Raw genomic sequence first — 18,366 nt, forward strand, 5'->3', positions numbered from 1 at the left:
GCCGTAAATCGACTGACGGGCTTATGATTTTATATACTAATCTCAATCAGCTCAGTAACGCAGAGGCTTCACGGCTGATAAGCGCTTCTCGGTCCGGACCTGTTGAAACAAAAGTAATAGGCAAATTAAGTTCCTCTTCCAGGAATTTGATATAAGCCATGAGTTCTTCGGGAATAGCTTCAAAATCATGGATACCATCCAAGGATTGCTGCCAGCCACTGAAATCACGATATACCGGTTCTACCGTCTCGTCGCACAGATCATACGGCAAATGGTCGGTCAGAGAGCCATCCGGCAAACGGTAATTGGTACATACCCGGATTGTGTCAAACACAGTCAGGACATCCACTTTCATCATAATCAGTTGCGTAACACCGTTGATCATGATAGCGTATTTCAAAGCAGGTAAATCCAGCCAGCCACAACGGCGTGGTCTTCCAGTGGTAGCGCCAAACTCACGTCCCTCCTGTCTGATCTTCTCACCCGTTTCGTCCGATAGCTCCGTCGGGAATGGGCCACTTCCTACACGGGTACAGTATGCTTTGAAAATACCATACACTTCGCCGATCTGACGGGGAGCAATACCCAGCCCCGTACATGCACCCGCGGTCATGGTGGTAGAACTGGTAACAAAAGGGTACGATCCGAAATCGATATCGAGCAGTGATCCCTGCGCACCTTCCGCCAAAACAGTCTTTCCGGCACTAAGCGCTTCGTTCACAACATACTCGCTATCCACGAGCGTGAACTGCTTCATGAATTCAATCGCTTCAAAAAATTTCTCCTCAGACGCAGGAAGTATGGAGGCGTAATCAAACCCGTAGAAGTCAAGAATTACCTTGTGGCTGTCCACCAGCTTTTTGTATTTTTGCGCAAATTGGGGCGACAATACATCACCAACTCGCAGGCCAAGCCTTGCTGTTTTGTCCTGGTAGGTAGGCCCTATTCCTCTTAAGGTAGAACCAATTTTAGAATCTCCTTTTGATTTCTCGTAGGCTGCATCCAATAAGGCATGGGTTGGCAGGATCAAAGAAGCCTTTTTGGATACGAAAAGATTGCTAACCAGATCAAGGTTATATTTTCCCAGATTCTCTATTTCTCTTTTAAAAACAATAGGATCCAAAACTACCCCGTTCCCGATGATATTTTGAATATCGCTTCTAAAAATACCTGAAGGAATCTGATGCAACACATGTTTAATTCCATCAAACTCTAAAGTATGTCCGGCATTAGGCCCACCCTGAAAACGGGCTACCACCTCATAGCGCGGCGCCAGAACATCTACGATTTTACCTTTACCCTCATCCCCCCACTGGAGGCCAAGTAATACGTCAACTTTCATTCAATGATTGGTTACTAAAAACTATATTTTGGGATTGTATATTAAAATGCAGGGAAGATCAATTTTCATCTTCGTGTACAACAGAAGCTTCTTTCGTCGCTTCATTTCTGTTCTGACAGTTCTCTTTGGTACAGTTACCATAAAAAATAAGGGAATGATGCATCACACTGAAATTCAGCATTTCCCCGACCATATTCTGAATGGATTGTATACGCGGATCGCAGAACTCCATCACCTTGTGGCAATCCGTGCAAATGAGGTGATCATGCTGTTTGCTACCATATGATTTTTCAAATTGCGCCAGATTTTTACCAAACTGGTGTTTGGTAACCAGGTCACAATCCACCAGCACATCAAGGGTATTGTAAACAGTAGCACGGCTCACCCGGTAACGCTTGTTTTTCATACTAATGTACAACTCATCCACGTCAAAATGATCCTCACGGGTATATATCTCCTCCAGTATCGCAAAACGCTCAGGCGTCTTACGAAGTCCTTTATTCTCCAGATAAGCCGTTAATATCTTTTTAGCGGCTTCGAAATTTGGTTTGCTTGCTTGTGGCATAATTTCTCAAAATCTCACGCAAATTACGCGCTTTTAGTTAAAACACCGTGTATTTCAGCTGTTAAATATCAAAATGATTAACACGACATTTAGGGAATGGTTCAAATATCAGCTGGCGGCCTGTAAATTGGTATCAAACCGCTGTACCTTGTAAACACCTTCTACCTGTTCGAGTTTACTGATCAGGATATCAAGGTGTTTGGTATCCTGGACATATAATTTGATGTCTCCATTGAAAACGCCGTCTTTTGTGTCAATCGTCAGACCGCGCATATTAATATGGAGCTCATTGGAGATAATCCTGGTAACATCGTTTACCAGCCCCACCCTGTCGGTGCCGGAAATATAAAGCCCGGCCAGAAATGCCTCACGTTTGCTTGACTCCCATTTGGCTTTGATGATCCGGTTGCCATGTTTGGACATGAGTTCCACCGCATTGGGGCAGGTGGTCCGGTGAATCTTGATACCTTCGTTGATCGTAACAAACCCGAAAACGTCATCCCCGGCAATCGGGTTACAACATTGTGCCAGTTTATAGTCAATCTTATCCATGTCATCCCCAATCAGCAGCGTATCGCTGTCAGCACGGTCTCCATGAATGTTCTTCAGTATTTTGGTAAAAGTTTTGGCATCCGAGGCCACACTGTTCGGGGCCTGTGAGGTACCATCTGTGACCTTTTTCTCCTTCGCTTCCCGGTCTCTCTTGAACCGCTTAAGCTCGTCCAGCTGGATATACCCCTTCCCGATCCGGTAAAAGAAATCCACAGGAGTCTTACAATCAAAGAATGCCCGTAACTGGTTAATCACCTCGGCGGTCATCTCCATGCCCAGAATCTTGAGCTTCTTCTCAACCATCTGCCGGCCGTCCGTTTCAAACCGGCGGTTATCCTCCTTCAGGAAATCTTTGATCCGGGCCCTTGCTTTGGAGGTAACTACAATCCTTAGCCAGTCTTCATTGGGCTTTTGTTTGCCGGAAGTAATAATCTCAACCTGATCCCCATTATTAAGTACATAACTAATGGGTACCAGTATCCCTCCAACTTTGGCTGCCATGCAATGCGCTCCCACCTCGGAGTGTATGTCAAACGCGAAATCCAGGGCCGTGGAACCGCTCTGAAGTACTTTAAGTTCACCTTTTGGTGTAAACACAAAAACCTCTTCATTAAAAAGATTGCTCCGGAACTCGTCAAGAAACTCAATGGCTGCGGTTTTATCTCCAAAACCATTTTCGAGTGTTTCCCTCACCTGAGTGATCCACTGTTCGATATTCCCTTTTACCTTGGTATCATTCCCTTTGTACTTCCAGTGCGCTGCATAGCCCTTTTCCGCAATTTCGTCCATGCGTGACGTACGGATCTGCACCTCCACCCACTGCCCGCTTTTGCTCATAACCGTAGAGTGCAGCGACTGGTAACCGTTGGCGCGCGGTGTACTCAGAAAGTCTTTCAGCCGGTCGGGGTTGGGTTTGTAATGGTCCGTCACAATGGAATACGCCTGCCAGCAGATTGCCTTTTCCCGATCCACCTCCGCCGAAGATTCCAGCACAATCCGTATCGCAAAAAGATCATAAATCTCCTCAAAAGGTTTGTTTTGCTTCCGCATCTTATTCCAGATGGAATAGATGGATTTTGGTCTGCCTTTGATAATGAAATTAAGACCGGCAGCTTCCAGATCCTGGGCAATAGGATCCATAAACTTAGAAATAAACCGATCCCGAACCCCTTTGGTCTCTCTCAATTTCCGGGCAATGGCCCGATACTCCTGAGGTTCGGTATATTTCAGATACAGTTCTTCCAGCTCCGACTTGATCGTATACAAGCCCAGCCTGTGCGCCAGCGGAGCATAAATAAAGCTCGTTTCTGAAGCAATTTTCAACTGCTTGTCTCTGGGCATACTGTCGAGCGTCCGCATGTTGTGCAGCCTGTCAGCCAGCTTCACCAGAATAACCCTCACGTCGTCCGACAAAGTCAGCAGCATTTTGCGAAAATTCTCCGCCTGCTGGGAGGTACCATGCTCAAAACGGCCGGATATCTTCGTCAGCCCGTCAATAATTTTAGCTACCTTTTTCCCAAAAAGGCGCTCAATGTCCTCAATGGCCATGTCGGTATCCTCCACAACGTCATGAAGTAATGCCGCCACAATACCAGTGGTACCCAGCCCGATCTCCTCTACAACAATCTGAGCGACGGCCAGCGGGTGATAGATATAGGGTTCACCCGATCTCCTTCGCATATCTTTATGCGCATCAACAGAAGTATAAAATGCCTTTTTTATTAGTTTGGCATCGTTTTCTTTCAAATAAGGCTTGGCTGTTCTTAACAGTCTGCGGTATTTCTTAAGGATATCTTTGCGCTCTTGTTGCAGATCAATGTTGACCGTTTCTACGAGTTGCTCCACTGTAAATTAGTGATTGGTATGCTTCACCAAAATAACAAATTTTGACGACATTATTCAATACTATTTTACCAAAACATAAAATTTTCAAAAAAACTTGCATGTTTTAAAAAAATAGAAATACCTTTGCACTCCCAATTTAACAATCGCAGTTAATAAGTTGGTAAATGCGGGCGTGGCGGAACTGGTAGACGTGCTAGACTTAGGATCTAGTGCCGCAAGGCGTGGGGGTTCGATTCCCTCCGCCCGTACATGGAAAATAAGGGAATGACGGGGCGTCAGATTCCTATCTGAAAAGTTAATTACCAGATGAACTGCTCCGTAAAACCCGTCAAATGCCCTCAGGACATAGTTTTGAGGGCATTTTTGTTTGAATAAATTTAGGCTTTTTACAAATATCATATAAGTATCGCATGGAAGTTCTGTTAGAGAAAAATTCGCCAACGTTAGCATCCCTGAAAGTAAAGCTAACCAAAGAGGATTATCAGCCCAAAGTAGATAAAACCATTAAGGATTATTCTAAACGTGTGAATTTAAAAGGATTTCGTCCTGGAAAAGTGCCATCCCATGTAATACAGCGCATGTATGGCAAAAGCATCCTGGTAGATGAAGTCAATAATATTCTGAGCAAAACCGTTAGCAGTTACATCAGAGACAACAAACTTCAGGTGGTGGGAGACCCTATCCCTGACCGTGAAAAAGCTGAACTGGTGGACTGGGATAAAGCCGACGAGTTCGAGTTTTCCTATGACCTGGGCGTCGCTACTGACTTTGAGGTAAATTTGAGCGAGATTCCTGCGATAAAACGTTATACGATTAATGTTGACGATAATGAACTCAACAAGACCATTGATGGACTGAAGGATCGATTTGCAGAGAGCACTCATCCGGAAGTGAGCGAGGCTGGTGATATGATCTTTGGTGAATTGAAACAAGAGTCTTCTGACTTTACAACCAAATCTGCTATCCCTACGAAACAAGTGAAAGAGGAAGTTCTTTCGAAGTTCGTGGGTATTAAAAAGGATGACGTCATCACTTTTGATATACAAAACACCTTCACCGATGAAGCTGCTATTGCACACGTAACCGGAAAGAAAAAAGAGGATGTAGCGGAGCTTTCAGGTGAGTTTTCTTTGGTTGTTTCCGACATCACGCGTTCAGCACCGGCCGAAGTAAATCAGGATTTTTTTGATAAAGTACTGGGCCCCGGACAAGTTGAAAACGAAGAGCAATTCAACGAAAAGGTGCTGGATATCATCAAGGGAAATTATGAAAGGGAAACAGAAGCGCTTTTGAGACGCGATATCGAACAGGCGTTACTGGATGCTATTTCAATTGAAGTACCTGAAGAATTCCTTAAAGACTGGCTGGAGCGTACCAACGAAGGCAAATTTACCCGTGAACAAATTGATGAGCAGTTCAACGATTTTCAGAAATCACTGAAGCTGAGCCTTATCAAAAATAAAATTGCTGACGCAGAAAGCATCAAGGTCGAGTATCCTGAAATTCTGGAATTTACCCGGGAAATGGTTCGCGGACAATTTGGTATCTATGGTGACGACGAAAATATGAAGGAAACCATTGACCGCGTGGCACAGGGCTACCTTGCTGACAAAGAACGTGATAACTACACCAGCATTTTCAATCAGGTTTTTGATGAGAAAGTGATAGGTTTTATCCGCAGCCAGGTGAGCACCGACGAGCAGACTATTGAAGTGGGCGAGTTTGAAGCCATCGCCAAAGGAGCGTAATTCTTTCAGTACATAATATGACTAAAAATACCGTCCGGAACCTCCGGGCGGTATTTTTATTAAAAGCCGATCCGTTCCCGCCGCTCACCTGCTTCATGGATAAGCTCGCGCCCAAACCATTGCCTGAATTTGCTTTTCCACTGTTCCAGCTCGTTGAAAAGTCTGAGATTTAACGCCGTCAGCCGGGCATTTTCCTGTCTCAGCCATTCTGTTTCGGACAAGGATACGATCTCCAGACCTAACATTTCGGGCAAGGAGGTATCCAGAATTCTGGCAATGCTTTCTATACGGGAAAACGTCAGCTCCGTCCGCCCTCTTTCAATATCTCCGTATGCCGTGGTGGACAAGCCCAGCATATCTGCCATATTTTCCTGGGAAAGGCCTTTTATTTGCCGCGCCTGACGGATTTTCTCGGGTAAATTCGTGTTGTTATTCATATCCGGTAGTATTCTGATGAACGATTCTGAAACTTTCTTACAAGTATAAAAGAAAGAGAAAAAAACTGTGATCGCATTTTTCGATAATTTATCGCACTTTCTAACAAGGATTATTCAATGAATTATTCAAATTTGCGCTTGTCTTGTAAGCAATACTGCAATTTTCAATAGAAACTAAGATATCTTGCTTTTTGTTCTACCAGACAGCTACCCTTATTAATACGGATCAATTTAAATTAAAGTTTATTCATGAATTACGGAAATGAGTTTAGAAAATATGCCGTTCACCATTTGGGAATGAACGGCCTTACAGTAGACGGCTATGTAAACCACACCGTTGAAAACATGACCCGCGCCGTCATTGAAGAGCGCCCTATGAATTTCAGAGAAGTAGACGTTTTCTCCCGCCTAATGGCCGACCGTATCATCTTTATGGGAACTGCGGTGGACGACAACATTGCCAATATTGTGGTAGCCCAATTGCTTTTCCTCGAATCAGCTGATGCAAAAAAGGATATCCTGATGTACATCAACAGCCCCGGCGGTTCGGTATATGCAGGGTTAGGAATTTATGATACCATGCAGTATGTGCGGCCGGATGTTGCCACCGTATGTACCAGTCTGGCAGCATCCATGGGTGCAGTGCTTTTGGCCGGAGGAGCAGCAGGTAAGCGTTCGGCTCTTCCGCATGCACGTGTGATGATTCACCAGCCTTCTGGAGGAGCCCAGGGAACATCTGTGGATATTGAGATCACCACCCGCGAAATTGTAAAACTTCGCCACGAGCTGTATGAAATCCTTGCCCATCATACCGGACAAACCGCGGAACAGATTGGAATTGACTCCGATCGTGACAAATGGCTACGCGCCACCGAAGCCAAGGAATACGGCTTGATCGACGAGGTACTGACACGCGACAAATAAGCCAAGGACTACTTATTATCTATTATCAAAATCACCGGCTGAATACTTCCGCCGGTGATTTTTAGTGAACGGCTCCAAGTAAGTTTGGTAACCCGCCTAAAAAAACGGAACTTTGCAGAAAAATTGGATAAAGGTTTTTTTCATTCGGACTTTAGTAAGCTTGGATTGAAACAATACTGCTGTTCCTTTTGTTAACAGTATCCAGTGCGACTGACATAAACTTCTATCAGGTATATCAGTCAACTTAAAAAAGGTTAAAAACCGTAACCGTAAAAGTCACCAAATGGCACAAGTAAGTTGTTCGTTTTGCGGACGAAAGAAAAATGAAGTTGAACTATTGCTTTCCGGTATTGATGCGCATATCTGCAATCATTGCATTGCTCAGGGTTATCAGGTAATTGGTGAAGAACTTGGTTCAAAAGAAGAAAAAAAGGAAAAGAAATCGAAGCTTCCCAAGTTAAAATCCATTCCGCCGGCAGAAATCAAACGCTTTCTTGAACAATATGTAATTGGACAGGACGAAGCGAAGCGTTCACTTGCCGTGGCCGTTTACAACCATTATAAGCGGCTTAATCAACCCGCTACAGATGATGATGTGATCATTGAAAAAAGCAATATCATCATGGTAGGCGAAACCGGAACCGGCAAAACCTACCTGGCCAAATCCATTGCCCGTATTCTCCAGGTACCCTTTTGTGTGGCTGACGCTACTGTGGTAACCGAGGCAGGATATGTTGGAGAAGATGTGGAAACCATACTCACCCGGCTCTTGCAAGCCGCTGATTATAATGTGGAAGCTGCGGAAAGAGGCATCGTTTATATAGATGAGATTGACAAAATCGCCCGTAAATCCGATAACCCTTCCATCACACGCGATGTGAGCGGTGAAGGTGTGCAGCAGGCTCTACTGAAATTGCTGGAAGGCTCCATCGTAAACGTACCACCGCAAGGAGGCCGTAAACATCCCGACCAGAAAATGATCTCTCTGAACACCGAAAACATCCTTTTCATTTGTGGAGGTGCTTTTGACGGGATTGAACGCCACATCGGAAAACGGATCAATACCCGTCCGATCGGATTTTCAGGCGACAACCGGATCATTGAGATATTCGACAAAGGCAATCTGATGCGTTATGTAACGGCACAGGATCTGAAATCTTTCGGATTAATTCCCGAGCTCATTGGCCGTTTGCCAGTACTTACTCACCTGAACCCGCTGGATCGGGAAACGTTGAGAAGAATTCTGACCGAGCCTAAGAATGCGCTGGTAAAACAGTACCGGAAACTTTTTGCAATGGAAGGAATTACTTTACATTTTGAAGAAGAGGTTCTTGACTTCATTGTGGACCAGGCAATGTTATACAAACTGGGCGCCCGTGGATTGCGGTCAATCTGTGAATCCATCATGACGGATGCGATGTTCGACTTGCCGTCACAAAAAGATATTAAGGAATTTTCACTGTCGCTCAACTACGCCAAGGAGAAATTTGAGAAATCGTCCATGTCTCTTTTACGTTCTGTTGCTTAGCTGATTACAATCCCGAATTTATCATAAAAAAGCTCCGCCAGTACTTTCGTACCGCGGAGCTTTTTTATTTTCTATTCAAATAATTCTATTTTGCATAAAAAAACCAAGAATTATGGAAAATTGGCTGTCACATAAATCCATTGTGATCATTGGCGGAACGACGGGACTGGGATTTTCGGCGGCAAAAGCATTTGTTAAAAACGGAGCAAATGTGGTAGTGGTAGGTCGCAATCCTGAGAATTGCCTTGTTGCCGAACTGGAGCTGGGAAGCAGCGCACGCGCCAAACAGGGCGACGCCACGCATCCTCATACCTCTCTGGCTGCCATACAGCTTTGCATCCGGGAGTTTGGAAGTTTTGACGGACTGTACCATGTGGCCGGGGGCAACGGAAAAAAATACGGCGATGGGCCGCTGCATACCTTGACACTCGAAGGCTGGAATAAAACGCTGGACCTGAACCTCACTTCTCTGATGCTGTCCAATCAGGCGGCTGTACAAGCTTTTACAGGCATGAATAAAGGCGGAACGATTCTTAATATGAGCTCAGTACTGGGAATTGCACCTTCCTCGGCTCCTTTTGAGGATCATGCCTATTCAACAGCAAAATCGGCTGTTATCGGCTTCTCTAAATCTATAGCGGCAACCTATGCTTCTAAGAATATACGTGTGAACGTGATCGCCCCCGGGATACTCAATAATACTATTTATCAGGATGAATACGTCGAGAAATTCGTGTTCGGCAAGCAGGTACTGGATGGCGGAAGGTTTGGACTCAGCTCAGACGCCGATGGCGCCGCAGTATACTTCATGTCCGACTATTCCAGGTTTACCACCGGTCAGATATTGTCAGTGGATGGAGGCTGGCAATGAAAACGCGCTTTTGCTTACAACTGTCCGGTTTTCATTTACCGGCCGGAAAACAGAAATCTGAGTTACATCAATAGTTTTTTTGTTAATTCGCGTAAATTCGTGCAAGTCACGGTGATATTAACTCATTGAACAAATTTAGATTTATGGCTACCGGTCCTATTGTAACGCTCACCATCAATCCTGCCCTGGATAAAAGCTCAAACGTTGACCGCATTGTCCCGGAGAATAAACTACGCTGTGACAAACCTACATTCGAAGCCGGAGGAGGAGGGATAAATGTGGCAAAAGCGATCCACAGGCTCGGAGGCAACCCTATCGCTATTTTCACCATCGGAGGCCCCACCGGCCAGCGGCTTCATAAGCTGGTCAAAAATGAAGGTGTGGAGACCATGGTGATCGAAACCAAGCAGTGGACCCGCGAAAATTTCCATATTCTGGAAACGAGTACAGGTTTTCAGTACCGTTTCGGCATGCCAGGCACAGAAATGATGCCAACCGAGGTCAGGGCCATTATCGAAACCCTTGAAGAACTGGACCCCAAACCTTCCTACATCATCGCCAGCGGCAGTTTACCACCAGGTGTCCCTATTGATTTTTATAGTAAAGTGGCCCAGATCGCCCATAAACAGGGGGCTCGTTTCATTGTGGACGGCTCGGGTGAGTCGCTTCGCTCGGCGAGTGAATCAGGACTTTTTCTTTTGAAACCGAACATTACAGAACTGAGCCAGCTGGTGGGAGTTGATAAACTGGAAATGGATGAAGTAGACGACGCCGCCCGCGCCCTGATCATCCGCGGACAATGCGAGATTGTTGTCGTTTCAATGGGTGCCATGGGCGCCATTCTGGTAACGGAGGATCAGGTGGAACATATTCCTGCTCCGCCGGTTCAGCCCGTCAGTACGGTTGGAGCCGGAGACAGTATGGTTGCCGGGATAATCTGGACACTGTCTCAGGGAAAATCATTAAGGGAGGCCGTGAGAATGGGGGTTGCCTGCGGCTCGGCCGCCACCATGAATGCAGGCAGTGAACTTTTCAAAATGCAGGATGTAAGCAAGCTGATGGACTGGCTTAATAGGTACAGCAAAAGATATTCCGCAACTATGTAAAAATCCGTCCGGCAGGATTAGTATGAAACTGGTACGCCGGCCTTTTATTACAAAAATCTTTTCTATGGAAAGCAAACATTCCCGCCGCGATTTTGCCAAGATAACCTCCGTTGGTGCAGCCGCATTGATATTCAAACCCTTTAATATTGTAAAAGCACAGCCCAAAGCAGATGGAGAAATCATCGGCCATGGATCGCACCGCTACAAGGTACATCAGGGCTGGGGGAACCTGGATTCGTCCAAATTCCCTATCAACAATTGCCATGAAATGGTACAGGACAGCAAAGGAAGGCTGATCATGGTGGGTGACGAGGTCAAAAATAATATCCTCATTTATGACCGATCAGGTAAATTGCTGGATTCCTGGGGCCATGAATTTCCAGGCGGGCACGGTCTGACACTCTGGAACGCCAACGGCGAAGAGTTTTTGTTTATCTGTGATCCCAATACAGGCAAAGTTTTCAAAACTGATCTGAAAGGAAAAATTCTTCTGACCATTGAGCACCCTTCCAAGGTAGGAGCTTATAAAGAGACGGATCCTTTCAAACCTACCGAGACCGCCATTGGCCCTGACGGCACCATATACATCGCTGATGGCTACGGATCGCAGTGGATATTAAGGTATACCCCAAAAGGAGAATATATTGATAAATTCGGAGGAGCTGGTGACGGAGATTCTCAATTCTCCACTGCCCATGGTATTGCTGTTGATTACAGAGACAAAGCCAATCCTACCCTTCTTGTTACTTCCAGAGTGCACAACTCCTTCAAAAGATTTACACTGGACGGAAAATACCTAAGTACCATATTCCTCCCTGGAGCGTTTGTATGCCGTCCCGTTTTGGATGGTGACAATTTATATGCCGGTGTATGCTGGTCGCGCTTGCGTTATATGAACCAAACACCAAATTCCGGGTTCGTTACCATTCTTGATAAAAACAATAAGGTCATTTCCAATCCCGGTGGAACCAAGCCGGAATATCACAATGGCAAACTGCTGGTAATGGTACAGGAAAAACCCATATTTATGCATTGCCATGACGTATGTATTGATCAGGATAAAAACATATATGTCTGCCAATGGAACGCCAAGAAAACCTATCCTGTAAAACTGGAAAGAGTATAAGGCACTGACCACACCCTCGGGCACGATGCTAGTTACGTATCAGCCTGAGGGTGATGCCATTTATAAGAATCGTGGTTATAACAAGTATACCATATACCACTCCGATAGGAAAGTGCGGAATGAGCCAACTCACCCCGGTAAGAAACGAAACAAACCCGTAGCCTGTCAGCAATAAACCATATAATACCCTTGCCGCTGCATCCGAACCCTGCTGCGCATGCGTAAAAACCGCAAGTGTCGAGGTCATTACCGGAAAGGGGGTAAGAATACCACTCCATGTAGGACCCAGGAAATCTGCCGCCTGCGTCAATACCACCACAAACAAAGTTGCTACAAACATTCGGAGCGGGATATCATAAACCGGCTGCTTCTTAAAACCCGCCTTCTTTTTAGGCTTTGGAAATACGTACAGTATCCCTGTTAATACCAAAACATCCAGACCCAGCGCTACCGGAACCGATACGCTTTGTTCCAGGGAAAGCAGTGCAACCACAAAGTAAGCTGCAAAGCTGATGAGTACGGTTGGCAGCCAGGAAAGGTATGCAGAGGCAACACTGTAAATAAGTGCAAAGAAAAACGTCCCGATAGAGCCCAGCAAAGCAGAGGGAGTAGTGGATGAAATAAAATCCGGGCCATTCTCTAAGGCCATAAAAAAAGAAATGGGGCCTGCTACCCAAGGAAATCCTCCAATCCAGCCTCCAAATCCCTCCCCCCATTTCCGCATTGCAAGTGTAACTCCCGCTATTAAAGGCGGCATCAGTAGAATTTTAACAAGCAAAAGAGGAGACACGCCGTATGGGTTATGAAAAATTTTAGCAAAAATAAAGTAATAGGCCTAAGATGAAGTTAAAAATATAAAATACTTCACAGCTTAAATTGCAACAGAGTTGCAATTGTTTTATATTTGCAACGTTGTAACATTTTACAGCAATAGCATTCAGCTATCTTAAAAGTCCACTTTATCATTAATGATTCCTCCTATCCTGCATACTGCTTCTGCTAAACCCGGGTATACATTACGTAAAGGAGTTTCAGAGAGTATAGTCATTATTCTGATCGGGCTGTTTACTGTTTCAAAGGGCTACGCCCAGGTCCCGGTATGTGGATGTTTTGTGAAGGGCGTCGTAAGGGACCAGCACACCGGGCAGTCGCTAGTTGGTGCAACCATTTTAATTCTGGAACAAAATACAGCGGTCAGTACCGACAGCCAGGGAAAATATCAGATCACCAATTTATGCCCCGGACATTATACGCTCGAATGCCGGATCATTGGCTATGCTCCCTTCCGGCAAGTCATTGACCTGACGGAGGGCCACGAGGAAAATTTTCTGTTGCAGGAGCAGGAAATCCATCTGAAAGATATAGAAATCACCGCACACCGGACGGACACTCCCTCTTCTCAACCGCTGACTGTTATCTCAGGCACAGAACTTTTTCAAACCCGCGGGCAGACACTCGCCGAAAGCATGAAGGGACTTACGGGAGTAAATGTCTTACAAACGGGCTCCTCTATTGCCAAGCCCATCATTCATGGCCTGCATAGCAACCGAGTCCTGATCATGAACAACGGGGTGAGGCAGGAAGGCCAGCAATGGGGTTCAGAACACGCCCCTGAAATAGACCCTTTTGTTGCCACTCGGCTTTCGGTCGTTAAAGGTGCCGCGGGAGTCAGATACGGTTCTGATGCGATAGGTGGGGTGATATTGGTGGATATGGAAGAGCTCCCGGTCAATAAGCCGCTGAGTGGTGAAATTAACCTGGTAGGCCAGACAAACGGGCGTCAGGGTGTTGTTTCTGGAACGCTCCAGGGCGGAATAAAGGGGTTTACGGGATTCGGCTGGCGCGCTCAGGGAACCATTAAACGCTCAGGGAATATCAGAACACCCGGTTATTTTCTGGACAACACAGGTACCAGCGAAAAGAATTTTTCACTGAGCGCGGGATACAGGAAAAAGGGGTTTGGTCTGGATATTTTTTACAGCCTCTTCGATACCGAAATCGGTATTTTCTCCGGTTCTCATATCGGAAGTGTAACCGACCTGCTGAATGTTATCAAAAACGGCGAGCCCTTTGTTAAGTCAGGATTTAGCTATGATATCGGGCGTCCTTATCAGGATGTTACCCACCAGCTGGCCAAAGCGGAGGCTCATTACCATTTTAACGACGGCAACAGAATTCAATGGACCATTGCCAACCAGTTGAACAACCGTGCCGAGTATGACCTGCACCGCCCTAGGAATGATTCCATAGCAGCCCTCAATCATCCGGAACTATCATTTAAGCTCAATACCCTGACCAACGATATCATCTGGGACCACAAACCGATTGCCGGAAAACTGTCAGGGCAATTGGGTCTAAGCACGTTATATCAATATAACCTGATGAGCGGCAGGCCACTTATTCCCAATTTTAACCAGTTCAATATCGGCGTATTTCTGATAGAGAGATTCGTAAAGGATAAATGGGAACTTGAAGGCGGCCTGCGTTATGATTACCGCCATTTGATCACCCACCGAATCGTAAGTAAAGAAAAAGTCAGTAATGAATTTAACTTTGATAATCTTTCAGGTACCCTTGGAGCGTCCTACAATTTCTCCAGCAAATTGTCGGCCAGCCTCAACTTGGGAACCGCCTGGCGCGCTCCCAATGTAAGCGAACTGTACAGCGATGGCGTTCACCACGGTGCAGCAGCTTACGAAAAAGGAGACGCCACTCTAAAGCCTGAAAAGGCCTTTAATTCTATGGCCAGTATCAAATATAGTTATGACAAGCTGACGGTTGAACTGGGAGGATATATCAATTATATCGCGGATTACATCTATCTCCAGCCTCAGCCAGAACCTATCCTGACCATTCGCGGTGCTTTTCCCTATTTTAAATATACCCAGACCAACGCCATTTTTAAAGGAATTGATGCAAGCGCTAACTGGCAGTTCATTAAAAATCTGACCCTTACCAGTAAAATCACCTATCTGCGGGTATATGATAACAAAAATGACAGTTACCTGGTCATGATACCTCCCAACCGCTGGGACAACCAGCTCAAATATGAGCTTCCGCTTGAAGGTAAGTGGAGGAAAATATTTCTGTCGGCTGGTAATCTGTGGGTAGCCCGCCAAAAAAGAGTACCACCAAACAGTGATTTTCTGGCACCACCTCCAGCCTATTCTTTATGGAATCTGCAAGCCGGAGGATCCATCCCTTTCTCGGAAGCGAGGGATCTGGAATTAAGTCTTTCGGTTCAAAATTTATTTAATATTTCTTACAGAGATTACATGAACCGTTTCAGATACTACGCAAATGATATGGGACGACAAATTTCCCTTCGTGTGAGATGGAAATTCGGCTCATGATATCAAAAGTTTATCCGCTAATTTAATAATGAACAACTTATGAAAAGAAACAAAACCTTGGTATGGATATTCCTTATTGGAATTGTTACACTGTTTGCACAATGCAAAGATTCGGGCGAAGAACTAAAACCCGATGACGAAAATGAACTGATCACAACCGTAAAGCTGACATTTACCGAATCCGGCACTTCAAATGCGCTAACTTTTCAATTTAAGGATCTGGACGGCGACGGAGGCAATCCCGCGTCCCGCTTTGATACCATTGCCCTGAAAGCCGATGTCAGTTATAAACTTGATGTTGAATTTCTGGATGAGAGCAAAACGCCCGCAGAGAATACAACGGAAGAAATAAAAAAGGAGTCGGACGAACACTTGATCGTTTTCACTTCTAATCCTGCCGCTTTGCTTACCTATACCTACGGAGATAAGGATGTGAACAACTTTCCGATCGGGCTAACGGGAACAGCAAAAACCGGAACACCTGGAGAGGGGAAACTTACCGTACAACTGCGCCACCAGCCAGGTGTAAAAAACGGTACACCGTCGCCTGGAAGTGATGATGCACGACTGGACTTTATTCTAAAAGTGAAGTAAAATCTTCTTTATGTAAGAGCCCAGGCCCGCCTGGGTTCATGCATAATCAGTTACAATTGGGACAGGTACCCTGAATCAGCAGATTAAAACTTTGGGCCTTGTAACCACCAGGAAGCTGTACCGAAGGTATATGTAAATTCTCCAGACAATTTGTCTGTCCACATACACTGCATTTAAAATGGATATGATCATGCTGATGCTGCTCCTCCGAACACTGATGCGAACAGAGTGCATATCTCAGCCCCTCATCGTCCAGGACCTTATGTATAATGCCTTTTTCAAGGAATGTTTTAAGCGTACGGTATATGGTTACGCGATCATAATTTTCCCCTAACGCCCCTTCCAGATCTCCATGCGAAAGTGCATTTTTCCTGTCCATAAAAGTTGAGAGCACATCTTCCCTGCATGTCGTAGTTCTTAAATGATGTACTTTCAGCGTTTCTCTCAAATGATCCATTCTTTCGGTATTTAATCAGGTTATAGAGTGTTCGTTACTATCACAACCTTTCGTTCCAAAGTTAAGTTCTCCCCTGCTAAAAAAGCAATTATTTAAAACAAGATTTCATATTTCACTCCTGTAATGAAACAAAAAACTTGCAACTCTGTTGCACTTTAACGAATAAGAATCTATTTTTGCAACATGATTGTATCTAGGATGAAAGCACCACACTCACATAACAAAGCTGACTACGTAGGAATTTTCGGATCTGTATTATGCATTATCCACTGCCTGCTGATGCCTGCCGTGACTTTAGGTTCTTCCTTCGGACACCTTCACCGGCATGAGGCGGGCCTGCTTTCCCTTGACCTGGTATTTATCATCATCAATGGCATTGCGGTGTACTATGCCACCCGCGAGCATAAGTTGTTCGCATTACGACTGCTTTTATGGGGTGCCCTTGTATTGTTTTCAGTTTCAATCCTCTTTGAAAACCAGTCCCCTGTTTTCACCTGGCTGGGTTACATCGGTTCCGGTCTTCTGATAACCGGGCACCTTATCAATCTTTATATTTGCCAGATCGCTCCGCGTTTCAGGTTTAAATTCTGAGGAAGTTTAATTTATTTGTCATACTCCACCTCAAACCTGCCCAGGTCAGGCCTGTTGGAATGATTCCGACTTAACTCATATTCAAATATTGTTTTACCCAGATTCGCCATAAAAGGTAGTCCAATGGTAGCGTAATCATATTTGTCGTCATTGAATATCTGATCCTCATTGCAGTAAATAACGGCGCTGAGCATAAATTCAATCCCTTTTTCAAAATCAGCAATGTAGGCATTGTCGAGCAGGTAACCATACGCCTCTCCGGACTTGTTGAACAGACGGATGTGGCGGGGTAGTCGGGTTTTAGTCGCTCCGAAAAGCAGAAATTTGCAGAACCCATCATAATAATCATCCGTATAACTGACCGGAAAACTTGTCTCGACCGGAAACTGAGACATATACTGATATAAAAAAGTATAATCGTCCGGTTTCAGATGGAAGCGTTGCTTTGCCGGAACCGATTCCGGGAAAAACAGCGCCTTTAGCAGTTTATGTTGCTCTTCGAGCGCGAAATAATTCTTTTTTGAAAAATCAAACGGCTCTTCAATGAATGTTCCGTTTTTAAGATACCCTTTACCCTTTAATATCGGTTCCGGTGCCCAATAGGTTTTGGAAGCATACCGGCCGGGCTGTTCAAAAATCACTTTTCCATCTTTTTCAAACCGAACAGGGTTCGTGTACCTGTTTTCTTCGGGCTCCAATGGTGAATTAAGCCGGTGGGTGATCCGGACGCCGGAGTACCCTTTCGCATGTAAAGAATCATTAAATGCCTCCTGACCAATAAATTCATACAGCCTGTTAAAAGCATCGTTATCACTGGCAAGCAAAATTTTCCGCGCGTAGTGCGCAACAGAGGGTAAGCCATTTTCGGCGGTTGAATCAGCAACGACGGCTGTTTGCCCTGGCCTGTCAGCACCGGTGAGCATGGGCGTATTTTTATCTATCCCCAGTTTGTTAAGTTTTTCAAGGGCAAGGGCCACCGCCGGAAGCTTTACAGTACTTGCTGGATAAAAGTAATCGGTGGTGTTTATGCCAAATTTAAAGGTACTGAAATGCGGTTCATTTTTTTTGTTACGGTCAATCCGCGTATATAAAACCTGTATATGGTACTTATCCGCATCTTTAAGAATCTCAGCAAATCTTTCCGGATGCTTTTTCATTAGTCTCTCAATCAAGTTGTCGGACAGGAACTGAGCCGTAGATGGCAAATGAGAGATCAGGAGAAAAAGGAAGAAAAGTAATTTTATTGGCTTTGGCAAAATCATGGAAAAACCGGAAGTGATACGAAACGAATTTACGATAATTTATTTTTAAAGACCTGCCGGAATTA

General features: G+C 45.1%; 16 protein-coding genes and 1 tRNA gene. 10 read left to right on the top strand and 7 right to left on the bottom strand.

Going from position 1 to position 18,366, the window contains the following annotated elements; translation table 11 throughout:
- Positions 1-46: 46 nt before the first annotated feature.
- From KOE27_RS18780 to KOE27_RS18790, 3 genes are all read right to left on the bottom strand, one after another.
- Positions 47-1,342 carry an adenylosuccinate synthase gene (locus KOE27_RS18780; protein WP_215240349.1) on the bottom strand — a complete coding sequence of 432 codons (1,296 nt, stop codon included), beginning with the start codon at positions 1,340-1,342 and terminating at the stop codon, positions 47-49.
- Positions 1,343-1,400: 58 nt separating this feature from the next.
- Positions 1,401-1,907, bottom strand: a complete 507-nt coding sequence (locus KOE27_RS18785) for a Fur family transcriptional regulator (RefSeq protein WP_215240350.1) — start codon at positions 1,905-1,907, stop codon at positions 1,401-1,403.
- A 108-nt stretch (positions 1,908-2,015) separates the two neighbouring features.
- Positions 2,016-4,304, bottom strand: a complete 2,289-nt coding sequence (locus KOE27_RS18790; RefSeq protein ID WP_215240351.1) for a RelA/SpoT family protein — start codon at positions 4,302-4,304, stop codon at positions 2,016-2,018.
- Positions 4,305-4,470: 166 nt separating this feature from the next.
- Here KOE27_RS18790 and KOE27_RS18795 point away from each other — a divergent pair.
- Both KOE27_RS18795 and tig read left to right on the top strand, forming a co-directional pair.
- Positions 4,471-4,552, top strand: a tRNA-Leu gene (locus KOE27_RS18795).
- 162 nt (positions 4,553-4,714) lie between these two features.
- On the top strand, positions 4,715-6,052 hold the full coding sequence (gene tig / locus KOE27_RS18800; RefSeq protein WP_215240352.1) for a trigger factor: 1,338 nt from the start codon (positions 4,715-4,717) through the stop codon (positions 6,050-6,052).
- A gap of 59 nt (positions 6,053-6,111) precedes the next feature.
- On the opposite strand, the gene KOE27_RS18805 is transcribed toward tig, so the two are convergent.
- Positions 6,112-6,489 carry a helix-turn-helix transcriptional regulator gene (locus KOE27_RS18805; protein ID WP_215240353.1) on the bottom strand — a complete coding sequence of 126 codons (378 nt, stop codon included), beginning with the start codon at positions 6,487-6,489 and terminating at the stop codon, positions 6,112-6,114.
- A 249-nt stretch (positions 6,490-6,738) separates the two neighbouring features.
- Between KOE27_RS18805 and KOE27_RS18810 the strand changes: the two genes are divergently transcribed.
- From KOE27_RS18810 to KOE27_RS18830, 5 genes are all read left to right on the top strand, one after another.
- Positions 6,739-7,413, top strand: coding sequence for a ClpP family protease (locus tag KOE27_RS18810; RefSeq protein WP_215240354.1), 675 nt, complete (start codon positions 6,739-6,741; stop codon positions 7,411-7,413).
- Positions 7,414-7,696: 283 nt separating this feature from the next.
- Positions 7,697-8,941 carry an ATP-dependent Clp protease ATP-binding subunit ClpX gene (gene clpX / locus KOE27_RS18815; protein WP_215240355.1) on the top strand — a complete coding sequence of 415 codons (1,245 nt, stop codon included), beginning with the start codon at positions 7,697-7,699 and terminating at the stop codon, positions 8,939-8,941.
- A 112-nt stretch (positions 8,942-9,053) separates the two neighbouring features.
- A complete protein-coding gene (locus KOE27_RS18820; RefSeq protein ID WP_215240356.1) occupies positions 9,054-9,812 on the top strand; it encodes an SDR family NAD(P)-dependent oxidoreductase in 759 nt (252 codons plus the stop codon).
- Between the two features lie 143 nt (positions 9,813-9,955).
- Positions 9,956-10,918, top strand: coding sequence for a 1-phosphofructokinase family hexose kinase (locus KOE27_RS18825; RefSeq protein WP_215241678.1), 963 nt, complete (start codon positions 9,956-9,958; stop codon positions 10,916-10,918).
- Between the two features lie 64 nt (positions 10,919-10,982).
- Positions 10,983-12,044 carry a 6-bladed beta-propeller gene (locus KOE27_RS18830; RefSeq protein ID WP_215240357.1) on the top strand — a complete coding sequence of 354 codons (1,062 nt, stop codon included), beginning with the start codon at positions 10,983-10,985 and terminating at the stop codon, positions 12,042-12,044.
- A gap of 28 nt (positions 12,045-12,072) precedes the next feature.
- On the opposite strand, the gene KOE27_RS18835 is transcribed toward KOE27_RS18830, so the two are convergent.
- Positions 12,073-12,801 (bottom strand): hypothetical protein, encoded by a 729-nt coding sequence (locus KOE27_RS18835; protein WP_215240358.1) that lies wholly within the window; start codon positions 12,799-12,801, stop codon positions 12,073-12,075.
- 211 nt (positions 12,802-13,012) lie between these two features.
- Here KOE27_RS18835 and KOE27_RS18840 point away from each other — a divergent pair, with 211 nt between their 5' ends.
- Both KOE27_RS18840 and KOE27_RS18845 read left to right on the top strand, forming a co-directional pair.
- On the top strand, positions 13,013-15,397 hold the full coding sequence (locus KOE27_RS18840) for a TonB-dependent receptor (RefSeq protein ID WP_215240359.1): 2,385 nt from the start codon (positions 13,013-13,015) through the stop codon (positions 15,395-15,397).
- A gap of 39 nt (positions 15,398-15,436) precedes the next feature.
- Positions 15,437-15,991, top strand: a complete 555-nt coding sequence (locus KOE27_RS18845) for a hypothetical protein (protein WP_215240360.1) — start codon at positions 15,437-15,439, stop codon at positions 15,989-15,991.
- Positions 15,992-16,037: 46 nt separating this feature from the next.
- On the opposite strand, the gene KOE27_RS18850 is transcribed toward KOE27_RS18845, so the two are convergent.
- A complete protein-coding gene (locus tag KOE27_RS18850) occupies positions 16,038-16,448 on the bottom strand; it encodes a Fur family transcriptional regulator (protein WP_215240361.1) in 411 nt (136 codons plus the stop codon).
- Positions 16,449-16,646: 198 nt separating this feature from the next.
- Between KOE27_RS18850 and KOE27_RS18855 the strand changes: the two genes are divergently transcribed.
- Positions 16,647-17,039: a MerC domain-containing protein gene (locus KOE27_RS18855; protein WP_215240362.1), complete on the top strand. Its 393-nt coding sequence runs from the start codon at positions 16,647-16,649 to the stop codon at positions 17,037-17,039.
- Between the two features lie 11 nt (positions 17,040-17,050).
- Here KOE27_RS18855 and KOE27_RS18860 read toward each other — a convergent pair whose 3' ends face one another.
- Positions 17,051-18,196, bottom strand: coding sequence for a serine hydrolase (locus KOE27_RS18860; RefSeq protein WP_229252833.1), 1,146 nt, complete (start codon positions 18,194-18,196; stop codon positions 17,051-17,053).
- Positions 18,197-18,366: the final 170 nt, after the last annotated feature.

Source organism: Dyadobacter sp. CECT 9275 (assembly GCF_907164905.1).
Lineage (GTDB): Bacteria > Bacteroidota > Bacteroidia > Cytophagales > Spirosomataceae > Dyadobacter > Dyadobacter helix.

What these genes read in the sequence shown, in the direction of transcription:
- KOE27_RS18820 (WP_215240356.1), top strand. Translation starts at nt 9,054, where the DNA reads ATGGAAAATTGGCTGTCACATAAATCCATTGTGATCATTGGCGGAACG.
- clpX (WP_215240355.1), top strand. Translation starts at nt 7,697, where the DNA reads ATGGCACAAGTAAGTTGTTCGTTTTGCGGACGAAAGAAAAATGAAGTT.
- KOE27_RS18785 (WP_215240350.1), bottom strand. Translation starts at nt 1,907, where the DNA reads ATGCCACAAGCAAGCAAACCAAATTTCGAAGCCGCTAAAAAGATATTA.
- KOE27_RS18840 (WP_215240359.1), top strand. Translation starts at nt 13,013, where the DNA reads ATGATTCCTCCTATCCTGCATACTGCTTCTGCTAAACCCGGGTATACA.
- KOE27_RS18850 (WP_215240361.1), bottom strand. Translation starts at nt 16,448, where the DNA reads ATGGATCATTTGAGAGAAACGCTGAAAGTACATCATTTAAGAACTACG.
- KOE27_RS18805 (WP_215240353.1), bottom strand. Translation starts at nt 6,489, where the DNA reads ATGAATAACAACACGAATTTACCCGAGAAAATCCGTCAGGCGCGGCAA.
- KOE27_RS18780 (WP_215240349.1), bottom strand. Translation starts at nt 1,342, where the DNA reads ATGAAAGTTGACGTATTACTTGGCCTCCAGTGGGGGGATGAGGGTAAA.
- KOE27_RS18845 (WP_215240360.1), top strand. Translation starts at nt 15,437, where the DNA reads ATGAAAAGAAACAAAACCTTGGTATGGATATTCCTTATTGGAATTGTT.
- KOE27_RS18855 (WP_215240362.1), top strand. Translation starts at nt 16,647, where the DNA reads ATGAAAGCACCACACTCACATAACAAAGCTGACTACGTAGGAATTTTC.
- KOE27_RS18860 (WP_229252833.1), bottom strand. Translation starts at nt 18,196, where the DNA reads ATGAAAAAGCATCCGGAAAGATTTGCTGAGATTCTTAAAGATGCGGAT.
- KOE27_RS18810 (WP_215240354.1), top strand. Translation starts at nt 6,739, where the DNA reads ATGAATTACGGAAATGAGTTTAGAAAATATGCCGTTCACCATTTGGGA.
- KOE27_RS18835 (WP_215240358.1), bottom strand. Translation starts at nt 12,801, where the DNA reads ATGCCGCCTTTAATAGCGGGAGTTACACTTGCAATGCGGAAATGGGGG.
- tig (WP_215240352.1), top strand. Translation starts at nt 4,715, where the DNA reads ATGGAAGTTCTGTTAGAGAAAAATTCGCCAACGTTAGCATCCCTGAAA.
- KOE27_RS18830 (WP_215240357.1), top strand. Translation starts at nt 10,983, where the DNA reads ATGGAAAGCAAACATTCCCGCCGCGATTTTGCCAAGATAACCTCCGTT.
- KOE27_RS18825 (WP_215241678.1), top strand. Translation starts at nt 9,956, where the DNA reads ATGGCTACCGGTCCTATTGTAACGCTCACCATCAATCCTGCCCTGGAT.